We start from the raw sequence: 14,652 nt of genomic DNA on the forward strand, positions 1-14,652 counted from the left end.
CAACGCTGCTGGGCAGGCGCGCGACCGGCTGGGCGCCGCTGCCGATCATCCCTAATGCATCCACGGCGCTGACGCTCCAGCTCTCGCCCAGCAGCGTTGCGAGGGCGGGTGCCAGCCGCTGGGCCTGGACACGGATGTCGGCCTGTGGGCGGCTGAGCAGGCGCAGGCTGGTGAGGCGTTCGGCGAGGCGGTCCGGATCGCGGTAGAGGTTTAGCACGGCCTCCAGCGCGGCAAGGGTCAGCTTGTCCACGCGCAGGGCGCGCTTGAGCGGGTTCTTCTTGATCCGCCCGATCAGCTCCTTGCTGCCAAGGATCAGCCCGGCCTGCGGGCCGCCGAGCAACTTGTCGCCGCTGAAGGTGACGATGTCGGCGCCGTCGCGCAGGGCTTCCTGCACCGTCGGCTCCTTGGGCAGGCCCCAGCGGGTGAGGTCGACCAGGGTGCCGCTACCCAGGTCTTCCAGCAGCGGCAGGCCGTGGGCATGGGCGATCTGCGCCAGCTGCGGGGTGGCTACGCTGGCGGTGAAGCCCTGCACGCTGTAGTTGCTGGTGTGCACACGCATCAGCAGGCCGGAGCGCGGGCCGATCACGGCTTCGTAGTCCTTGGCGTGGGTGCGGTTGGTGGTGCCGACCTCGACCAGCTTCACGCCGGCGCGGGACATGATGTCGGGGATGCGGAAGGCGCCGCCTATCTCGATCAGTTCGCCGCGGGAGATGATGCCTTCCTTGCGCGCGCCCAGGCTGTTGAGCGCCAGCAGCACGGCGGCGGCGTTGTTGTTGACCACGGTGACGGCTTCGGCGCCGGTGAGCTCACGGATCAAGCCGGTGATGAGGTCGTCGCGGTCGCCGCGCTTGCCGGTGGCGAGGTCGAATTCGAGGTTGAGCGGGTAGCGCGCGGCCAGGGTGATCGCTTCGATGGCTTCCTCGGGCAGCAGGGCGCGGCCGAGGTTGGTGTGCAGCACGGTGCCGGTGAGGTTGAACACCCGGCGCACCCGGCTGGCGTGGTGTGCGGCGAGACGCTCGCCAGCACGGCCGGCGAGCACGGACTCTTCCAGTTCGACGGCGGCCAGCTGGCCGTGGCGTGCGGGATCGCGCAATTCGTCGAGCAGGTCGCGCAGGGTCTTGAGCAGGGCCTCGCGGCCATAGCGTTGCTGCAACGGCTGGCAGGCCGGGCTGCGCAGCAGGCGGTCGATGGAGGGCAGGCGTACCGAGGTCATGGACGAACCTTGCTTTGGAAACGATGGCTGGAGTCAGTGTAGGGCGAATAACCGCTTGCGGTTATCCGCCGGCTGCCTCGACGCAAAGGCGGCGGCGGATAACGCGTTCCGCGTTATGCGCCCTACGAAGGGCGGGTTTAACCGCCGCCGCCCGGCGCGAGCAGGAGGTTCGGTGCGGTGCGCAGGTAGCCGTCTTCGGCGAGGCGGATATCCAGCGCGAGGCTGGCCAGGTCGTCCGCCTGGGCTTCGGCGTGCTTGTCGTGCTCCAGGTAGAACTGCTTGAGGTAGGACTGGCAGCCGGGACAGGTCTCGGCCTTGAGCGGCGCCTGGTCGCTGGCCACGCCCTCGCGCTGCAGCGAGTAGTAGGCCAGGCCTTTGCTCTCGGCGCAGTGGCTGCACTTCACGCGCACGTAGTGCCATTCGCAGGAGCACAACGAGCAGGACAGGTAACGCAGCCCGGCATGCTTGCCCTGGCTGCGGATCATCCCCGCCACCGGCGGTGCACCGCAGGCCGGGCAGAGGGTCTGGCTGTCGGTTTCCGCCAGGGTGTCGTCGGGCAGTTGCAGCAGCCACTGGCTGAAGGCGACCTGCAACACCGCGCCGAGGAAGGGCACCAGCGCCGGCGGCAACAGGTCGAACTGGCCGTTGAGCAGGCCCAGCGCCCAGGCCTTGCGCTGGCCGGAATCGGCGTTGCGCAGGGTTTTCAGCGCCTCGACCACGGCGGGGTTGGCGGTGAGTTCGTAAGCGTCGAGGAAGGCGTCCAGCAACGGCAGCCAAGCGCCTTCGCGCACCAGCACCTCGTAGGCCAGCGGCGGCATGCGGTGCTCGCGGCTGAGCGCCAGCGCGGCGGCGTCCGGCGTGGGCAGGAACAGCTTGCGCTCGAGCAGCGCCTGCTGTGTTTCGCAGACGCCGGCGATCAGTTCGAGATAGCCCTGCAGGGGATTGCCCGGCGCCAGTTCGCGCAGGCGTGCGGCGCGGCGGGAGAACAGATCGGGGGACGGCAGGTTGAACAGCGGGGGGATGTTGGCGGCAGCTTCGATCTGCCCGGGTTCGAGAATTCGGCCTGACACGCAGGACTCCTTGTTGGGTTTGGAGTGGGGCCTTGAAAGCCCCTCTCCCTGGTCCTCTACCTGAAGGGAGAGGGGATGGTTCGTGCCGGCTGATGCACTGGCGTCAACCGGCGATTATGTCGAGCGTTAGTGCCCCTTGCCCTTGTCCACATCCTTGAGCCACGCGGCATGGTGCTTGCGCGCCCAGCCGCGGCTGACCCAGCCGTAGAGCATGGCGCCCATCGAGCCCTTCACCCAGAGGCCGGCATAGATATGCACCAGGATGCTGCAGATGAGCACGAAAGCAGCCAAGGCATGCAGCAGCGAGGCGATGCGGATGAGGTCGATGCCGAAGAAGTGGCTGAAGTAGGCGCGCCACATCACGAAGCCGGTCACCAGCAGCACCAGCATGCACAGCAGCAGGGTCCAGAACAGCAGCTTCTGCCCGGCGTTGTAGCGACCGACTGCCGGAAGGTTTTCCTCGCGGTTGGTCACCACGTCGCGCCATTGCTTGAGCCACTGCACATCGCGCTTTTCCACCAGGTTGTGGTGGGCGAAGCGGATCACCAGGCCGAGGAAGAACAGGAACATCGCCACCCCGAGGAAGGGGTGGAGGATGCGCGTCCACGGGCCGCCGCCGAACAGGTTGGTCAGCCAGAACATGGCAGGGTGGAACAGCGCCAGTCCCGAGAGACCGGCGAGGAAGAACAGGATGGCCACCATCCAGTGGTTGCTCCGTTCGTTGGCGTTGTAGCGTTGTATGTCTTTTTTCATGTCGTCGGGCTCCTGGGAGAGCTTGCGAACGCCCTCTCCCCAACCCTGGCTGCGCGCCCCGCTCCGAAGGGAGAGGGGGCAGTTCGGGGAAAAAGGTCAGCGTGGAGTACGCGGATCATAGTCATGCACCGAAGGGTCGACCTTGTGCACCGGCGCCTGCGGGTCGGGCCCATCTTCCTCGTCCTCTTCGACCCGGTTGGGGCCGATACGGGTGTAGTGGAAGAACCCGGCCAGCACCACGCCCGCCATGGCCAGCAGGCCCAGCGGTTTGCTGAGGCCCTTCCACAGGCTGACCATCGGGCTGATGGCCGGCTTGTCGGGCAGGCCGGCGTACAGCGAGGGCTGGTCGTTGTGGTGCAGCACGTACATGACGTGCGTGCCGCCCACGCCTTCGGGGTCGTAGAGACCGGCGTTCTCGAAGCCGCGGGACTTGAGGTCCTCGATGCGCTCGGCGGCGTGCTCCTTCATGTCTTCCTTGGTGCCGAAGACGATGGCGCCGGTCGGGCAGGTCTTCACGCAGGCCGGCTCCATGCCCACCGCCACGCGGTCGGAACACAGCGTGCACTTGTACGCCTTGTGGTCCTTCTGAGAGATGCGCGGAATGTTGAACGGGCAGCCGGTGATGCAGTAGCCGCAGCCGATGCAGTGGTCCTGGTTGAAGTCGACGATGCCGTTGGCGTACTTCACGATGGCGCCGGGGCTCGGGCAGGCCTTCAGACAGCCGGGCTCCTCGCAGTGCATGCAGCCGTCCTTGCGGATCAGCCACTCCAGGTTGCCGGCCGGCGCTTCGTATTCGGTGAAGCGCATGACCGTCCAGGACTGGTCCGTGAGGTCGATCGGATTGTCGTAGGTGCCGTGGTTGTGGCCCACCTCGTCGCGCAGTTCGTTCCATTCCGAGCAGGCGACCTGGCAGGCCTTGCAGCCGATGCACTTGGACACGTCGATCAGCTTGGCCACTTCCTGCTCGTGCCGCACCGAGGGTGACGGCAAGGTCGTGGCGGAGCGGGCGTAGATGTCTTGACTACTCATGCTTCACCTCACGCCTTTTCCACGTTGACGAGGAAGGACTTGAACTCCGGCGTCTGCGTATTCCCGTCGCCCACGAAGGGGGTCAGGGTGTTGGTCAGGTAGCCGTTGCGCGCGACCCCGGAGAAGCCCCAGTGCAGGGGAATACCCACGTGGTGCACGGTCTGGCCGTTGACCTGCAGCGGACGGATGCGCTTGGTCACTACCGCCACCGCCTTGATGAAGCCGCGGTTGGAGGAGACCTTCACGCGGTCGCCGGCCTTGATGCCGATTTCCTTGGCCAGGGCCTCGCCGATCTCGACGAACTGTTCCGGCTGGACGATGGCATTCAGGCGGCAATGCTTGGTCCAGAAGTGGAAGTGCTCGGTGAGCCGGTAGGTGGTCGCGGCATAGGGGAACTCCTTCGCCGTGCCGAACAGCTCCATGTCGTTCTTGAACACCCGCGCCGCCGGGCTGCTGATCGCCTGCGGGTTCTTGTGCAGCGGGTTGACGCCGATCGGCGTCTCGAACGGCTCGTAGTGCTCGGGGAACGGTCCTTCGGCCATCTTGTCGACGGCGAAGAAACGCGCGACGCCCTCGGGATTCATGATGAACGGGTTCATCCCGGCTTCCGGCGGCACGTCGGCCTTGTAGTCGGGCACGTCGGTGCCGCCCCAGGCCTTGCCGTTCCACCACACCAGGCGCTTCTTCACCGGGTCCCACGGCTTGCCGCTGACGTCCGCCGAGGCGCGGTTGTACAGGATGCGCCGGTTGGCCGGCCACGCCCAGGCCCAGCCCAGGGTCTGGCCCATGGCGTACGGGTCGCTGTTGTCGCGGCGGGCCATCTGGTTGCCCGTCTGCGTCCAGGACCCGGCGAAAATCCAGCAGCCGCTGGCGGTGCTGCCGTCGTCACGCAGCAGCGCGAAGCCCGGCAGCTGCTCGCCGGCTTTCGCCAGGACCATGCCGTTGTTCGGGTCGACAAGGTCCGCCAGCGCCTTGCCGTTGTACTCCTTGGCGATCTCCTCCGGGGTCGGCTCATCGGGCGTCAGGTAGGGCCAGTCGAGCCCGAGGATCGGGTCGGGGAACTTGCCGCCGTCCTTGCGATAGGCCTCGCGCAGCCGATGCAGCAGGCCGCTCATGATGGCGATGTCGGTGCGCGCCTCGCCCGGCGGCTCGGCACCCTTCCAGTGCCATTGCAGCCAGCGACCGGAGTTGACGATGGAGCCGTCTTCCTCGGCGAAGCAGCTGGTGGGCAGGCGGAACACCGTGGTCTGGATGGCCTTGGTGTCGACGTCGTTGTGCTCGCCGGCGTTGCGCCAGAACTCGCTGGTCTCGGTGGCCAGCGGGTCCATCACCACCATCCACTTCAGCTTGGCCAGCGCGGCGCTGACCTTGGCCTTGTTGGGGAAGGAGGCAATGGGGTTGAAGCCCTGGCAGAAGTAACCGTTGACCTTGCCCTGGTACATCATGTCGAAGTAGCGCAGCACGTCGTAGCCGGCGCCAGGCATGTCCAGCTTGGGCAGCCAGTCGTAGCACCAGTTGTTGTCCTTGGTGGCGGACTTGCCGAACCAGGACTTCATCAGGCTGACGTGGAATTTCGGGTAGTTCTGCCAGTAGGACAACTGCCCCGGCCGCAGCGGTTTGCTGGTGCGCTTGGTGATGTAGGCGTTGTAGTCCTGCTCCGCATCCATGCCCAGGGTCAGGTAGCCGGGCAGCGAGTTGGACAGCAGCCCCAGGTCAGTCAGGCCCTGGATGTTGGAGTGGCCGCGCAGGGCGTTCATGCCGCCGCCGGGCATGCCGATATTGCCCAGCAGCAGTTGGACCATCGCGCCGGTACGGATCATCTGCGCGCCCACCGAATGCTGGGTCCAGCCCAGGGCGTACATGATGGTCATGACCTTGGTCGGCGCCGCCGTGGTGGAAATCTCCTCCCACACCTTGAGCATCATGTCCTTGGGCGTGCCGCAGATGTTGCTCACGACATCCGGCGTATAACGGCTGTAGTGCTGCTTCATCAGGTTGAACACGCAGCGCGGGTGCGTCAGGGTCGGGTCGACCTTGGCGAAGCCATCCTCGCCCAGTTCGTATTGCCAGGAGGACTTGTCCGGATAGGTGCGCTTCTCCGCGTCGTAGCCGTTGAACAGCCCGTCGTCGAAGCCGAAGCCTTCCTTCACGATGAAGGAGACGTCGGTGTAGTTGTGCACGTATTCCTTCTGGTACTTGTCGTTTTCCAGCAGGTAGTTGATCAGGCCGCCGAGGAAGGCGATGTCCGTGCCGGTGCGGATGGGCGCGTAATAGTCGGCCACCGAAGCGGAACGGGTGAATCTGGGGTCGACCACCAGCAGGCGCGCCTTGTTGTGCGCCTTGGCTTCGGTCACCCACTTGAAGCCGCACGGGTGCGCTTCAGCGGCGTTTCCGCCCATGATCAGAATCAGATCGGCATTCTTGATGTCGGTCCAATGGTTGGTCATGGCTCCACGGCCAAACGTCGGGGCAAGACTTGCCACCGTCGGGCCGTGTCAGACACGCGCTTGGTTGTCGAACGCCAGCAGGCCGAGAGAACGAACCACCTTGTGGGTGATGTAGCCCGCTTCGTTGGAAGACGCCGACGCGGCCAGGAAGCCGGTGGTCAGCCAGCGGTTCACCGTCTGGCCCTGGGCGTTCTTCTCGATGAAGTTGGCGTCGCGGTCTTCCTTCACCAGCTTGGCGATGCGGTCCAGCGCCTCGTCCCAGCCGATGCGCTTCCACTCGGAAGAACCGGCCTCGCGAACCTGCGGGTACTTCAGGCGGTTGGGGCTGTGGACGAAGTCGAGCAGGCCCGCGCCTTTGGGGCAGAGGGTGCCGCGGTTGACCGGGTGATCGGAATCACCCTCGATGTGGATGATGTTCTGCGCGACGTTCTTCGCCGCATCACCCTGGCTGTACATGAGGATGCCGCAACCCACCGAGCAGTACGGGCAGGTGTTGCGGGTCTCGACGGTGCGCGCAAGCTTGAAGTGGCGGATCTGGTCGGCGAATGCATCCGGGGGTGCCATCCCGAGTGCCGCCAGGCTCGATCCTCCAAGGCCCACAGCGCAGACCTTGAAAAATTGCCGACGGTTCATATCCATCGTGCGTCTCCTGATCAGGCAGCGTACGTCCGGGACATGGCCGGACCCTTGCTGCTTAAAAGATAGCCAAGCGGGCGCAATGCGCCAGCTTTGAGCGGGGCAGACCATGCACGCCATGGATTTGCGGCGCATTGACGCGCGTCAGTGCGTCACTCAGAACGTGCCGCCGAGTACCCCCAAATGGGCAACGGGCGGGTAGGCGCAGGAGATACTTTCGCCGTCCGGGCGGCAGGCGGATTGCGCGCGGTCCGGCTGGAGGGATTCGTGCAGCCCGAGCAGGGCCACGCCGATGAGGGCAGCGAGCAGGTAATGGCGCGCGTGTCTTGTTCTTATCGCTTTCATGACGACCTCCGTCACTTCAGCCTGCGTTCAGGGCACCAGGCCCTGCCATGCGTTTGAGTCTGGAACCTGTGGCGCCGCTGTCAACTCCAGCCCCTTGACCGAAATGCCCGCATGGTCCGGCAACCGGGCCGTTAACCGACGCGCATCCGGCTTAGTAGGGTGGCAGGACCCGATTGCCGAAGAGCGCCTCCATGTCTTCCGCCGCCTCGCCCTACCCTCACCTGCTCGCCCCGCTTGACCTGGGCCCGATTCAACTGCGCAACCGCGTGGTGATGGGCTCGATGCACACCGGTCTGGAAGACCGCCTGTGGGACTTCGGCAAGCTCGCCGCCTATTACCGCGAGCGGGCGCGCGGCGGCGTCGGGCTGATCATCACCGGCGGCTTTGCGCCCAACCGCGAAGGCTGGCTGCTGCCGCTGGGCAGCAGCCTCACCAGCGGCCTGCAGGTGCCAGCGCACCGGCGCCTGACCCAGGCGGTGCACCGCGAGGGCGGGCGCATCCTGCTGCAGATCCTCCACGCCGGGCGCTACGGCTATCACCCGCTGGTGGTCTCGGCCTCGGCGGTGAAATCGCCGATCAGCTGGTTCGCCCCGCGCGAGCTGTCCGAGCGCGGCATCCTGCGCACCCTCGCCGCCTTCGTACGCTGCGCGAAACTCGCCCACGCCGCCGGCTACGACGGCGTGGAGATCATGGGCAGCGAAGGCTACCTGCTGAACCAGTTCCTCTGCCCGCGCACCAACCAGCGCGAAGATCGCTGGGGCGGCGACCTGGGCAACCGCATGCGCCTGCCGCTGGAGATCGTCCGCCGCACCCGCCGTGCGCTGGGCGAGCGCTTCGTCATCAGCTATCGCCTGTCGCTGCTCGACCTGGTGGAAGGCGGCAACAGCTGGGACGAAGTACGCACCGTGGCGCGAGCCCTCGAAGGCGCCGGCATCGACCTGCTCAACACCGGCGTCGGCTGGCACGAATCGCGGGTGCCGACCATCGTCACCTCGGTACCGCGCGCGGCCTTCGCCGAAGTCAGCGCGCGCTTGCGCCGCGAACTGCGCGTACCGGTAATCGCCAGCAACCGCATCAATACGCCGGAAGTCGCCGAACAATTGCTCGCCGAAGGACACGCCGACCTCGTCTCCATGGCCCGGCCGCTGCTGGCCGATCCACAGTTCGTGGAAAAGGCCGCCGCCGGTCGCGCCGCCTCGATCAACACCTGCATCGCCTGCAACCAGGCGTGCCTGGACCACGCGTTTGCCAACCGCCGCGCCAGTTGCCTGGTGAATCCGCGCGCGGCCTTCGAAACCGAACTGCGTTACCGCAAGGCGCGCGTGCACAAGCGCATCGCGGTGATCGGCGCGGGGCCGGCGGGACTGTCCGCCGCCTGCGTCGCGGCCGAGCGCGGCCACCGGGTGACGCTGTTCGAAGCCGCCGAGGAGATCGGCGGGCAGTTCAACCTGGCCAAGCGCGTGCCGGGCAAGGAGGAGTTCCACGAGACGCTGCGCTATTTCGCCGTGCGCCTGGGCGAACTCGGCGTGGAAGTACAACTGGGCCGGCGTATCCGGCGTGGCGAACTGAACGGCGAGTATGACGAGGTGATAGTCGCCACCGGCATCCAGCCGCGCACGCCGTCTATTGCGGGTATCGGCCATGCCAAGGTGCTCGGCTACCTCGACGTGCTGCGCGGCGCAGCGGTGGGTGAGAAGGTCGCGCTGATCGGGGCTGGCGGCATCGGCTTCGACGTCGCCAGCTTCCTGCTGAGCGAGCGCAACGGCCCGCAAGCGCTCGGCGAATGGCTGGGCCAGTGGGGCGTTGACCTGGACAATGCGACGGGTGGCGGGCTGATTCCTCCAGTCCCCCCCATCCCACGCCGGCAACTCTGGCTGCTGCAGCGCAAGCCCGGCCAACCCGGCGCCGGGCTGGGCAAGACCAGCGGCTGGGTGCACCGCGCGCACCTCAAGCAACACGGAGTACGCATGCTCGGCGGCGTGGAATACCTGCGCATCGACGATGACGGTTTGCATGTGCGCATCGACGGCCAGGAACAATGCCTGGCGGTGGATAACGTGGTGATCTGCGCCGGCCAGGAGCCTTTGCTGGAGCTGCAGCCGACGCTGGCGGCGCAGAACCTGCGCTACCACGTCATCGGCGGCGCCAGCGTGGCGCGGGAGCTGGATGCCAAGCGCGCGATCCGCGAGGGCGCAGAGCTGGCGGCGAGGCTATAACCGACGTTGCTTTTCGTAGGAGCGAGCTTGCTCGCGAACCGCTGAACACCGAGCCGCCGGCTGACTCGTTCGCGAGCAAGCTCGCTCCTACAGGGTGAACGCGGTGCAGGGAACATTCTGACAAGCGTCTCGGCTAGGGCGACTGTAATCTGATAGATTACAGTCCGGCGATGATCAGAAGCTTTCGCCACAAGGGGCTGCGTGCCCTTTATCTGCAGGGCGACCCGCGCGGAGTCAGGGCCGACCACGTGCCGAGACTCAAACGTATCCTTGCCGCACTGGAAAGCGCCAACGGCCCCAGGGACATGGACCTGCCCGGTTACCGCCTGCATGGCCTGAAAGCTTCGCTGTCCGGCTATTGGGCCGTCAGCGTTTCAGGCAACTGGCGAGTGATCTTCCGCTTCGTCGACAGCGACGTGGAGCTGCTCGACTATCTCGATTACCACTGACGGTTCGCTCACTGCCGAACGGAGGAGCACAGCATGGCGATGCACAACCCGCCCCACCCCAGCGAAATCCTCCGTGAGGATGTACTGCCTGAGCTTCGCCTTTCCGTGACCGCTCTGGCAGCCCACCTCGGCGTAAGCCGCCCGCACTTTTCCAAGGTACTCCATGGCCGAGCGCCTATCAGCGCCGACCTCGCCTGGCGCCTGGAGCAGGCCGGCCTGGGCACGGCCCGCCACTGGCTGGCGATGCAGGCTGCCTACGATCTGTGGCAGGTCAGCCAGCAAGCGCACCCGCCCATCGCCCGGCTGCAAGCGGTAGCGTAACCCCCAGGAGTCACCCCTCCAGCAACACCTTGATCGCCTGCAGGTCGCGCATCACCCACTGCGCGTCGCGCTCGAAGGTGGCGTCGTCCATCTGTGGCTGGCGCAGCAGGGTGAGTTGCAGCTCGCAGCCATCGCCATTGGCGATCAGTCGCAGCGGGATGTGGATGGCAGGCGCCTGCTCTGGCAGCACGTCATGGTCCAGCACGCCGAATGCATTGCGCGCAGAGAAGCGCACGCGCATGGGGCCCTGGGGCGTCTGCGCCAGCCAGAATTCGCCCTCCAGGGGTTCGATGGCGGTGCACAGCCCGGAAGCCCAGTAGGGAAAGTTCTTCGGCTCGGCGAGAAAGTCGTAGGCGGCGTCGCGCGGCCGCTCGATGCGGACGCTGAGCACGCGGGAAGCGCGGGTGGCCATGGTCGGGACCTCCATCGGGGACGGGAGCGGCGCTCCAGTCTGGTGCATACTACGCGGCTGACTATGCTCGATCGACCGCAGGCCAGCCCTTCGCTGCCCTGCTTGCCGACCCTTTCCGGAGTTTCCCATGCCTACGCCACCCTGGTGGTTGTTCGTCCTGCCGCTGATCGCCGGCGCCTGCCTGCCCCTTCAGGCCGGCATCAACGGCCAGTTGGCCAAGCAGGTGTCCAGCGTGCTGGCCGCCGCGCTGATTTCCTTCTTCGTCGGCCTGCTCGGCCTGCTCGCACTGACCCTGGCCAACCGCGAGTTTCCCAGCCTCGCGGCGATGCGCGGGATGCCCTGGTGGCAGTGGTGCGGCGGCTTCCTGGGGATGTTCTTCATCTTCATCGCCGCCTTCGCAGCGCCGCGCGTGGGCGCGCTGATGTTCATGGTGCTGGTGCTCGCCGGCCAGCTCGGCATGGCGCTGGCGCTGGATCACTTCGGCTGGGCTGGTTTCAAGGAAGCGCCGGTGACCACCCTGAAGATCGCCGGCCTGGCCGCCATCGCCGTCGGCATCTGGATGATCCGCAAGGGCTGAAAGCCATCCGTCTACTCTGAGCACGGATGACTCGCCTGCAGGAGACCTCCATGAGCGAAATCCAGGTGATCCTGGTCGACGAACACGACAACCCGACCGGCACGATGGAGAAGCACGAAGCCCATCATCGCGGGCTGCGCCACCGGGCCATCTCGGTCTATGTGTTCAACCGCGCCGGCGAATTGCTGCTGCAACGCCGGGCGGCCGGCAAGTATCACTGCGGCGGGCTGTGGAGCAACACCTGCTGCGGTCATCCCTACCCCGACGAATCCGCGCAGCACGCCGCCGAGCGCCGGCTGCGCGAGGAGATGGGCGTAACCATCGAGCTGCGCAAGCTGTTCGAATTCAGCTATCGCCTGGAGTTGGCCAACGGCATGACCGAGCACGAGTACGGCCACCTGTTCGGTGCCGTCGACGAGCAGCCGCCGCGCCCCGACCCGCAAGAGGCCGACGACTACCGCTACGTCGCCCTGCCCGATCTGGAAGCCGAGATGGCGGCGCACCCGGGGCGCTTCACGCCCTGGTTCCTGCTCTGCTACCCGACCTTCAGGGACTATCTGCAGAGTAACGGCGGAATCGCCGCGCTGTAGAGCGCCGTACTGTCCGTCACCTCTCTGTTCGTCGAAAGGCCGAGCAAATCTGCGCGCCGGCCACTATGATGCGCGCCTTCGCGCCACCGCACCGACTTGCCGCCATGAGAAAACCACCGCTGATCGCCAACGCCGAACTGGACCGCCTGGAAACCTGGGCGAAGTACACCTCGGGCCTGTGCAAGGACTGCAACGCCACCTGCTGCACCATGCCGGCGGAAGTGACCGTCAACGACCTGATCCGTATCGGGGTGGTCGACGAATTCGAGCGCGAAGAGCCGGCAAAGAACATCGCCAAGCGCTTGCTAAAGGAAGGCATCGTCGAGCGCTTCAACCAGAAGAGCGGCATCTTCACCCTGACCCGCACCAGCAACGGCGACTGCTACTTCCTCGATCGCAAGACGCGCCTCTGCAGCGTCTACGCCAAGCGCCCGGACACCTGCCGCAACCACCCGCAGGTCGGCCCGCGTCCGGGCTACTGCGCCTACCGCAAGAAGATCGGCTGACGATCAGGGCTGCAGTGGCACCGGAATCGACTTGACCCAGCCACGCAAGCTGAGGAACACCGGCGCCGCCGGCGAGGCGCCATTCCACAAACGGCCGCGCTCGACATAACGGTCTTCGCCCACCTGGTAGCGCAGCGTTCTTTCCGGCCCGAGCTGGCCGGTGAAATGCTCGGTATCCCAGTCCAGCAGCAATATCCTCACGGTCTCGCCGATGGCCGCCTGCAGCGCCTGGCGATAGGCCTCGGCATCCCTGGCCGCCCACTGAGCGAGGCAATCGCCGCAGTCCAGCGCCCTGCCCTGGACCTCGATACGCCCCTCATAGATCGCCTGCCGGCCATGCATCAACTGCACCTCGCTGACCAGTTTCAGGCTTCGCGAGTCCTGGCTGAGCACGGCCTGCGGCTCGACCCGCAACTCGAAGACGCCGGCGCTGGAAACCGGCCGGTTGGCCTGGGCGAATGCCTGGACAAAACCGTCGGTGAAAACCTTCTCCAGGGGTTGCCCATCCAGCGCCGTGCGCAGGGGCGCGACGCGTTTGCGCGCCTCATCCTGCTGTGCCTGCCGCAGCTCGCCCTGGCTCAGGTTGGCGGCCAGCGCCGTACCGATCGCCACGCCCAGGCCTACGCTGGCGCCGACGCCCGAATTATTCGAGCTGTTCACCGATACCTGGATATTCCGCGCCGCCGCGTTGCCCCGCTCGACGATGCCCGAGCCGTCATTGGAGACGGCCCCCTGCAGCAGGCGGTCAGCACCGGGCGCCACCGTCAGGGAAAAGGCTTGCCCGGGGAGCAGGCTGCGCAGGTCGCCGGCCATGCTCGGACGCAGGGCCTTCTGCGCGCTGCAGCCGCTCAACAGCAGGCAGGCCAGCGCCAGGCAGGCTGCCGCCTTCACGGTTTGGCGGCGGAAAGCTGCTGGTTGCGGAATACCCCCAGCAGGTCCTGCTGGGTGGAGTCCAGCGCCTGGTAGAAGGCGTTGGTCAGGTTGGGAAACTCCGGAGCCTCGTCCCACTCCCCGTCGGCAGCGCGGCTGAAGACCTTGGGCTGGTAATACAGCATGCGGTTGTCATCCAGGTCGATGACAAAGGTGGTGACCACCACCTGCGCCACCGGCACGCTGGTGGGCGCCACGCTGTAATAGCTGCGCGTGGTGCCGAGCGAGGCGAAGGAGAACAGGACCAGCTTGTCGATCTGCTTCTGCGCCTTGAGCGGCTGGAAGTCCCGGGCAGTGAAGCCAGTCTTCTCCGAGGAGACCTTCTTCAACGCCTCCACATCGATGGGCTCGTCGAGCTTGACGACGCTGTAGCCCTTCTCCTGCAGGATGGCGGAAACCTGCTGGGGAATCTCGCGCAGCGAGCTGGCATCCCAGGTTTCCACCTTGGCGCGCAGCCCGGCTGCCATACCGCTATTGACCGCGTAATCGAGCAGGCCCTGCTGGCCGGTGAGCGCCACGGTGGGGGCCGGCAGCTGGGTGTAGGCCACGCCGATGCGTTCCTGTTTCTCATTCCAGAACGCCTGGTCCATCGGCACGGGCGGCTGCGGGGTGGCGCAACCGGTCAGGAGGGCGAGGCAAAGCAGCGGCAGCGCCAGGAAAGCGCGGCGGAATCCATTCATGGCCATTCCTTGATCGACATCTTCCGGCGGACTGCCTGGAAGCCGGTGCCGACCTTACAGTAGCCAAAAGCCATCACGCAATAAGACGTCAACGGAACGACGCCAAATAATCTGCGGCAACTCGTCACAGCAAATTGGCTCGCTATACTGCGCGCCAGCTCAGGAGCCCTTCATGAATTCCCTGCTCGAAGCCTGGCGGCATTCGCCGACTCACCGCCGCGTCTGGGCGCTCGCCGCGCCGATGATCCTCTCCAACGTCTCCGTGCCGCTGGTCACGCTGGTGGACAGCGCGGTCATCGGCCACCTGCCGCACGCCCACCAGCTGGGCGCCGTGGCCGTCGGCGGCGGGCTCTACACCCTGCTGGTGGGCGTGCTGGGCTTCCTGCGCATGGGCACCACGGGTTTCGCCGCCCAGGCTGCCGGGCGTGCGGATGGCGGAGCGCTGCGGCGGATTCTCGGCCAGGGCCTGTTGCTGGCC

Annotated in this window: 16 protein-coding genes; 7 read left to right on the forward strand and 9 right to left on the reverse strand. The window is 66.3% G+C overall.

Annotation, left to right across the window (positions count from 1 at the left end; genetic code table 11):
• The 6 genes from selA to ACCC94_RS20915 form a co-directional block, all read right to left on the reverse strand.
• Window positions 1–1,213 (reverse strand): L-seryl-tRNA(Sec) selenium transferase (selA, locus tag ACCC94_RS20890; RefSeq protein ID WP_413351435.1); only part of this gene is annotated, 1,213 nt, incomplete at its 3' end.
• Window positions 1,214–1,350: 137 nt separating this feature from the next.
• Window positions 1,351–2,283, reverse strand: coding sequence for a formate dehydrogenase accessory protein FdhE (gene fdhE / locus ACCC94_RS20895; RefSeq protein WP_413351436.1), 933 nt, complete (start codon window positions 2,281–2,283; stop codon window positions 1,351–1,353).
• A 126-nt stretch (window positions 2,284–2,409) separates the two neighbouring features.
• A complete protein-coding gene (locus ACCC94_RS20900) occupies window positions 2,410–3,036 on the reverse strand; it encodes a formate dehydrogenase subunit gamma (RefSeq protein ID WP_413351437.1) in 627 nt (208 codons plus the stop codon).
• Window positions 3,037–3,132: 96 nt separating this feature from the next.
• On the reverse strand, window positions 3,133–4,065 hold the full coding sequence (fdxH, locus tag ACCC94_RS20905; RefSeq protein WP_413351438.1) for a formate dehydrogenase subunit beta: 933 nt from the start codon (window positions 4,063–4,065) through the stop codon (window positions 3,133–3,135).
• An 8-nt stretch (window positions 4,066–4,073) separates the two neighbouring features.
• Window positions 4,074–7,151: a formate dehydrogenase-N subunit alpha gene (gene fdnG, locus ACCC94_RS20910; protein WP_413351439.1), complete on the reverse strand. Its 3,078-nt coding sequence runs from the start codon at window positions 7,149–7,151 to the stop codon at window positions 4,074–4,076.
• A 153-nt stretch (window positions 7,152–7,304) separates the two neighbouring features.
• Complete coding sequence (locus ACCC94_RS20915) at window positions 7,305–7,493, reverse strand: hypothetical protein (protein WP_413351440.1); 189 nt, start codon at window positions 7,491–7,493, stop codon at window positions 7,305–7,307.
• 191 nt (window positions 7,494–7,684) lie between these two features.
• Here ACCC94_RS20915 and ACCC94_RS20920 point away from each other — a divergent pair, with 191 nt between their 5' ends.
• The 3 genes from ACCC94_RS20920 (at window position 7,685) to ACCC94_RS20930 (ending at window position 10,479) form a co-directional block, all read left to right on the forward strand.
• Complete coding sequence (locus tag ACCC94_RS20920) at window positions 7,685–9,709, forward strand: FAD-dependent oxidoreductase (RefSeq protein WP_413351441.1); 2,025 nt, start codon at window positions 7,685–7,687, stop codon at window positions 9,707–9,709.
• Between the two features lie 170 nt (window positions 9,710–9,879).
• A complete protein-coding gene (locus ACCC94_RS20925) occupies window positions 9,880–10,158 on the forward strand; it encodes a type II toxin-antitoxin system RelE/ParE family toxin (protein WP_413351442.1) in 279 nt (92 codons plus the stop codon).
• Between the two features lie 33 nt (window positions 10,159–10,191).
• Window positions 10,192–10,479, forward strand: a complete 288-nt coding sequence (locus ACCC94_RS20930; protein ID WP_413351444.1) for a HigA family addiction module antitoxin — start codon at window positions 10,192–10,194, stop codon at window positions 10,477–10,479.
• 10 nt (window positions 10,480–10,489) lie between these two features.
• Here ACCC94_RS20930 and ACCC94_RS20935 read toward each other — a convergent pair whose 3' ends face one another.
• Window positions 10,490–10,891 (reverse strand): SRPBCC family protein, encoded by a 402-nt coding sequence (locus ACCC94_RS20935; protein ID WP_413351445.1) that lies wholly within the window; start codon window positions 10,889–10,891, stop codon window positions 10,490–10,492.
• Between the two features lie 127 nt (window positions 10,892–11,018).
• Between ACCC94_RS20935 and ACCC94_RS20940 the strand changes: the two genes are divergently transcribed.
• The 3 genes from ACCC94_RS20940 to ACCC94_RS20950 all read left to right on the forward strand — a co-directional run bounded on the left by ACCC94_RS20940 (window position 11,019) and on the right by ACCC94_RS20950 (window position 12,564).
• Window positions 11,019–11,468: a DMT family transporter gene (locus tag ACCC94_RS20940; protein ID WP_413351446.1), complete on the forward strand. Its 450-nt coding sequence runs from the start codon at window positions 11,019–11,021 to the stop codon at window positions 11,466–11,468.
• Between the two features lie 50 nt (window positions 11,469–11,518).
• Window positions 11,519–12,058 (forward strand): isopentenyl-diphosphate Delta-isomerase, encoded by a 540-nt coding sequence (idi, locus tag ACCC94_RS20945; protein ID WP_413351447.1) that lies wholly within the window; start codon window positions 11,519–11,521, stop codon window positions 12,056–12,058.
• Between the two features lie 104 nt (window positions 12,059–12,162).
• Window positions 12,163–12,564, forward strand: coding sequence for a YkgJ family cysteine cluster protein (locus tag ACCC94_RS20950; RefSeq protein ID WP_413351448.1), 402 nt, complete (start codon window positions 12,163–12,165; stop codon window positions 12,562–12,564).
• 3 nt (window positions 12,565–12,567) lie between these two features.
• On the opposite strand, the gene ACCC94_RS20955 is transcribed toward ACCC94_RS20950, so the two are convergent.
• The gene (locus ACCC94_RS20955) at window positions 12,568–13,455 is read right to left on the reverse strand and encodes a hypothetical protein (protein WP_413351450.1); all 888 of its coding nucleotides are present in this window, start codon (window positions 13,453–13,455) and stop codon (window positions 12,568–12,570) included.
• Window positions 13,452–14,174, reverse strand: coding sequence for a hypothetical protein (locus tag ACCC94_RS20960; RefSeq protein ID WP_413351452.1), 723 nt, complete (start codon window positions 14,172–14,174; stop codon window positions 13,452–13,454). The genes ACCC94_RS20955 and ACCC94_RS20960 overlap by 4 nt, the downstream gene beginning before the upstream one ends.
• 172 nt (window positions 14,175–14,346) lie before the next feature.
• On the opposite strand from ACCC94_RS20960, the gene ACCC94_RS20965 reads away from it, so the two are divergent.
• Window positions 14,347–14,652: MATE family efflux transporter (locus ACCC94_RS20965; RefSeq protein WP_413351453.1), on the forward strand; the 306-nt coding region annotated here is incomplete at its 3' end.

This window comes from Pseudomonas sp. Pseusp97 (genome assembly GCF_047304025.1).
Classification (GTDB): Bacteria; Pseudomonadota; Gammaproteobacteria; order Pseudomonadales; family Pseudomonadaceae; genus Pseudomonas.

Coding starts and splice junctions, on each gene's coding strand:
- idi (WP_413351447.1), top strand. CDS start 11,519: ATGAGCGAAATCCAGGTGATCCTGGTCGACGAACACGACAACCCGACC.
- ACCC94_RS20900 (WP_413351437.1), bottom strand. CDS start 3,036: ATGAAAAAAGACATACAACGCTACAACGCCAACGAACGGAGCAACCAC.
- ACCC94_RS20940 (WP_413351446.1), top strand. CDS start 11,019: ATGCCTACGCCACCCTGGTGGTTGTTCGTCCTGCCGCTGATCGCCGGC.
- ACCC94_RS20950 (WP_413351448.1), top strand. CDS start 12,163: ATGAGAAAACCACCGCTGATCGCCAACGCCGAACTGGACCGCCTGGAA.
- ACCC94_RS20915 (WP_413351440.1), bottom strand. CDS start 7,493: ATGAAAGCGATAAGAACAAGACACGCGCGCCATTACCTGCTCGCTGCC.
- ACCC94_RS20935 (WP_413351445.1), bottom strand. CDS start 10,891: ATGGCCACCCGCGCTTCCCGCGTGCTCAGCGTCCGCATCGAGCGGCCG.
- ACCC94_RS20930 (WP_413351444.1), top strand. CDS start 10,192: ATGGCGATGCACAACCCGCCCCACCCCAGCGAAATCCTCCGTGAGGAT.
- ACCC94_RS20920 (WP_413351441.1), top strand. CDS start 7,685: ATGTCTTCCGCCGCCTCGCCCTACCCTCACCTGCTCGCCCCGCTTGAC.
- ACCC94_RS20925 (WP_413351442.1), top strand. CDS start 9,880: ATGATCAGAAGCTTTCGCCACAAGGGGCTGCGTGCCCTTTATCTGCAG.
- ACCC94_RS20960 (WP_413351452.1), bottom strand. CDS start 14,174: ATGAATGGATTCCGCCGCGCTTTCCTGGCGCTGCCGCTGCTTTGCCTC.
- fdxH (WP_413351438.1), bottom strand. CDS start 4,065: ATGAGTAGTCAAGACATCTACGCCCGCTCCGCCACGACCTTGCCGTCA.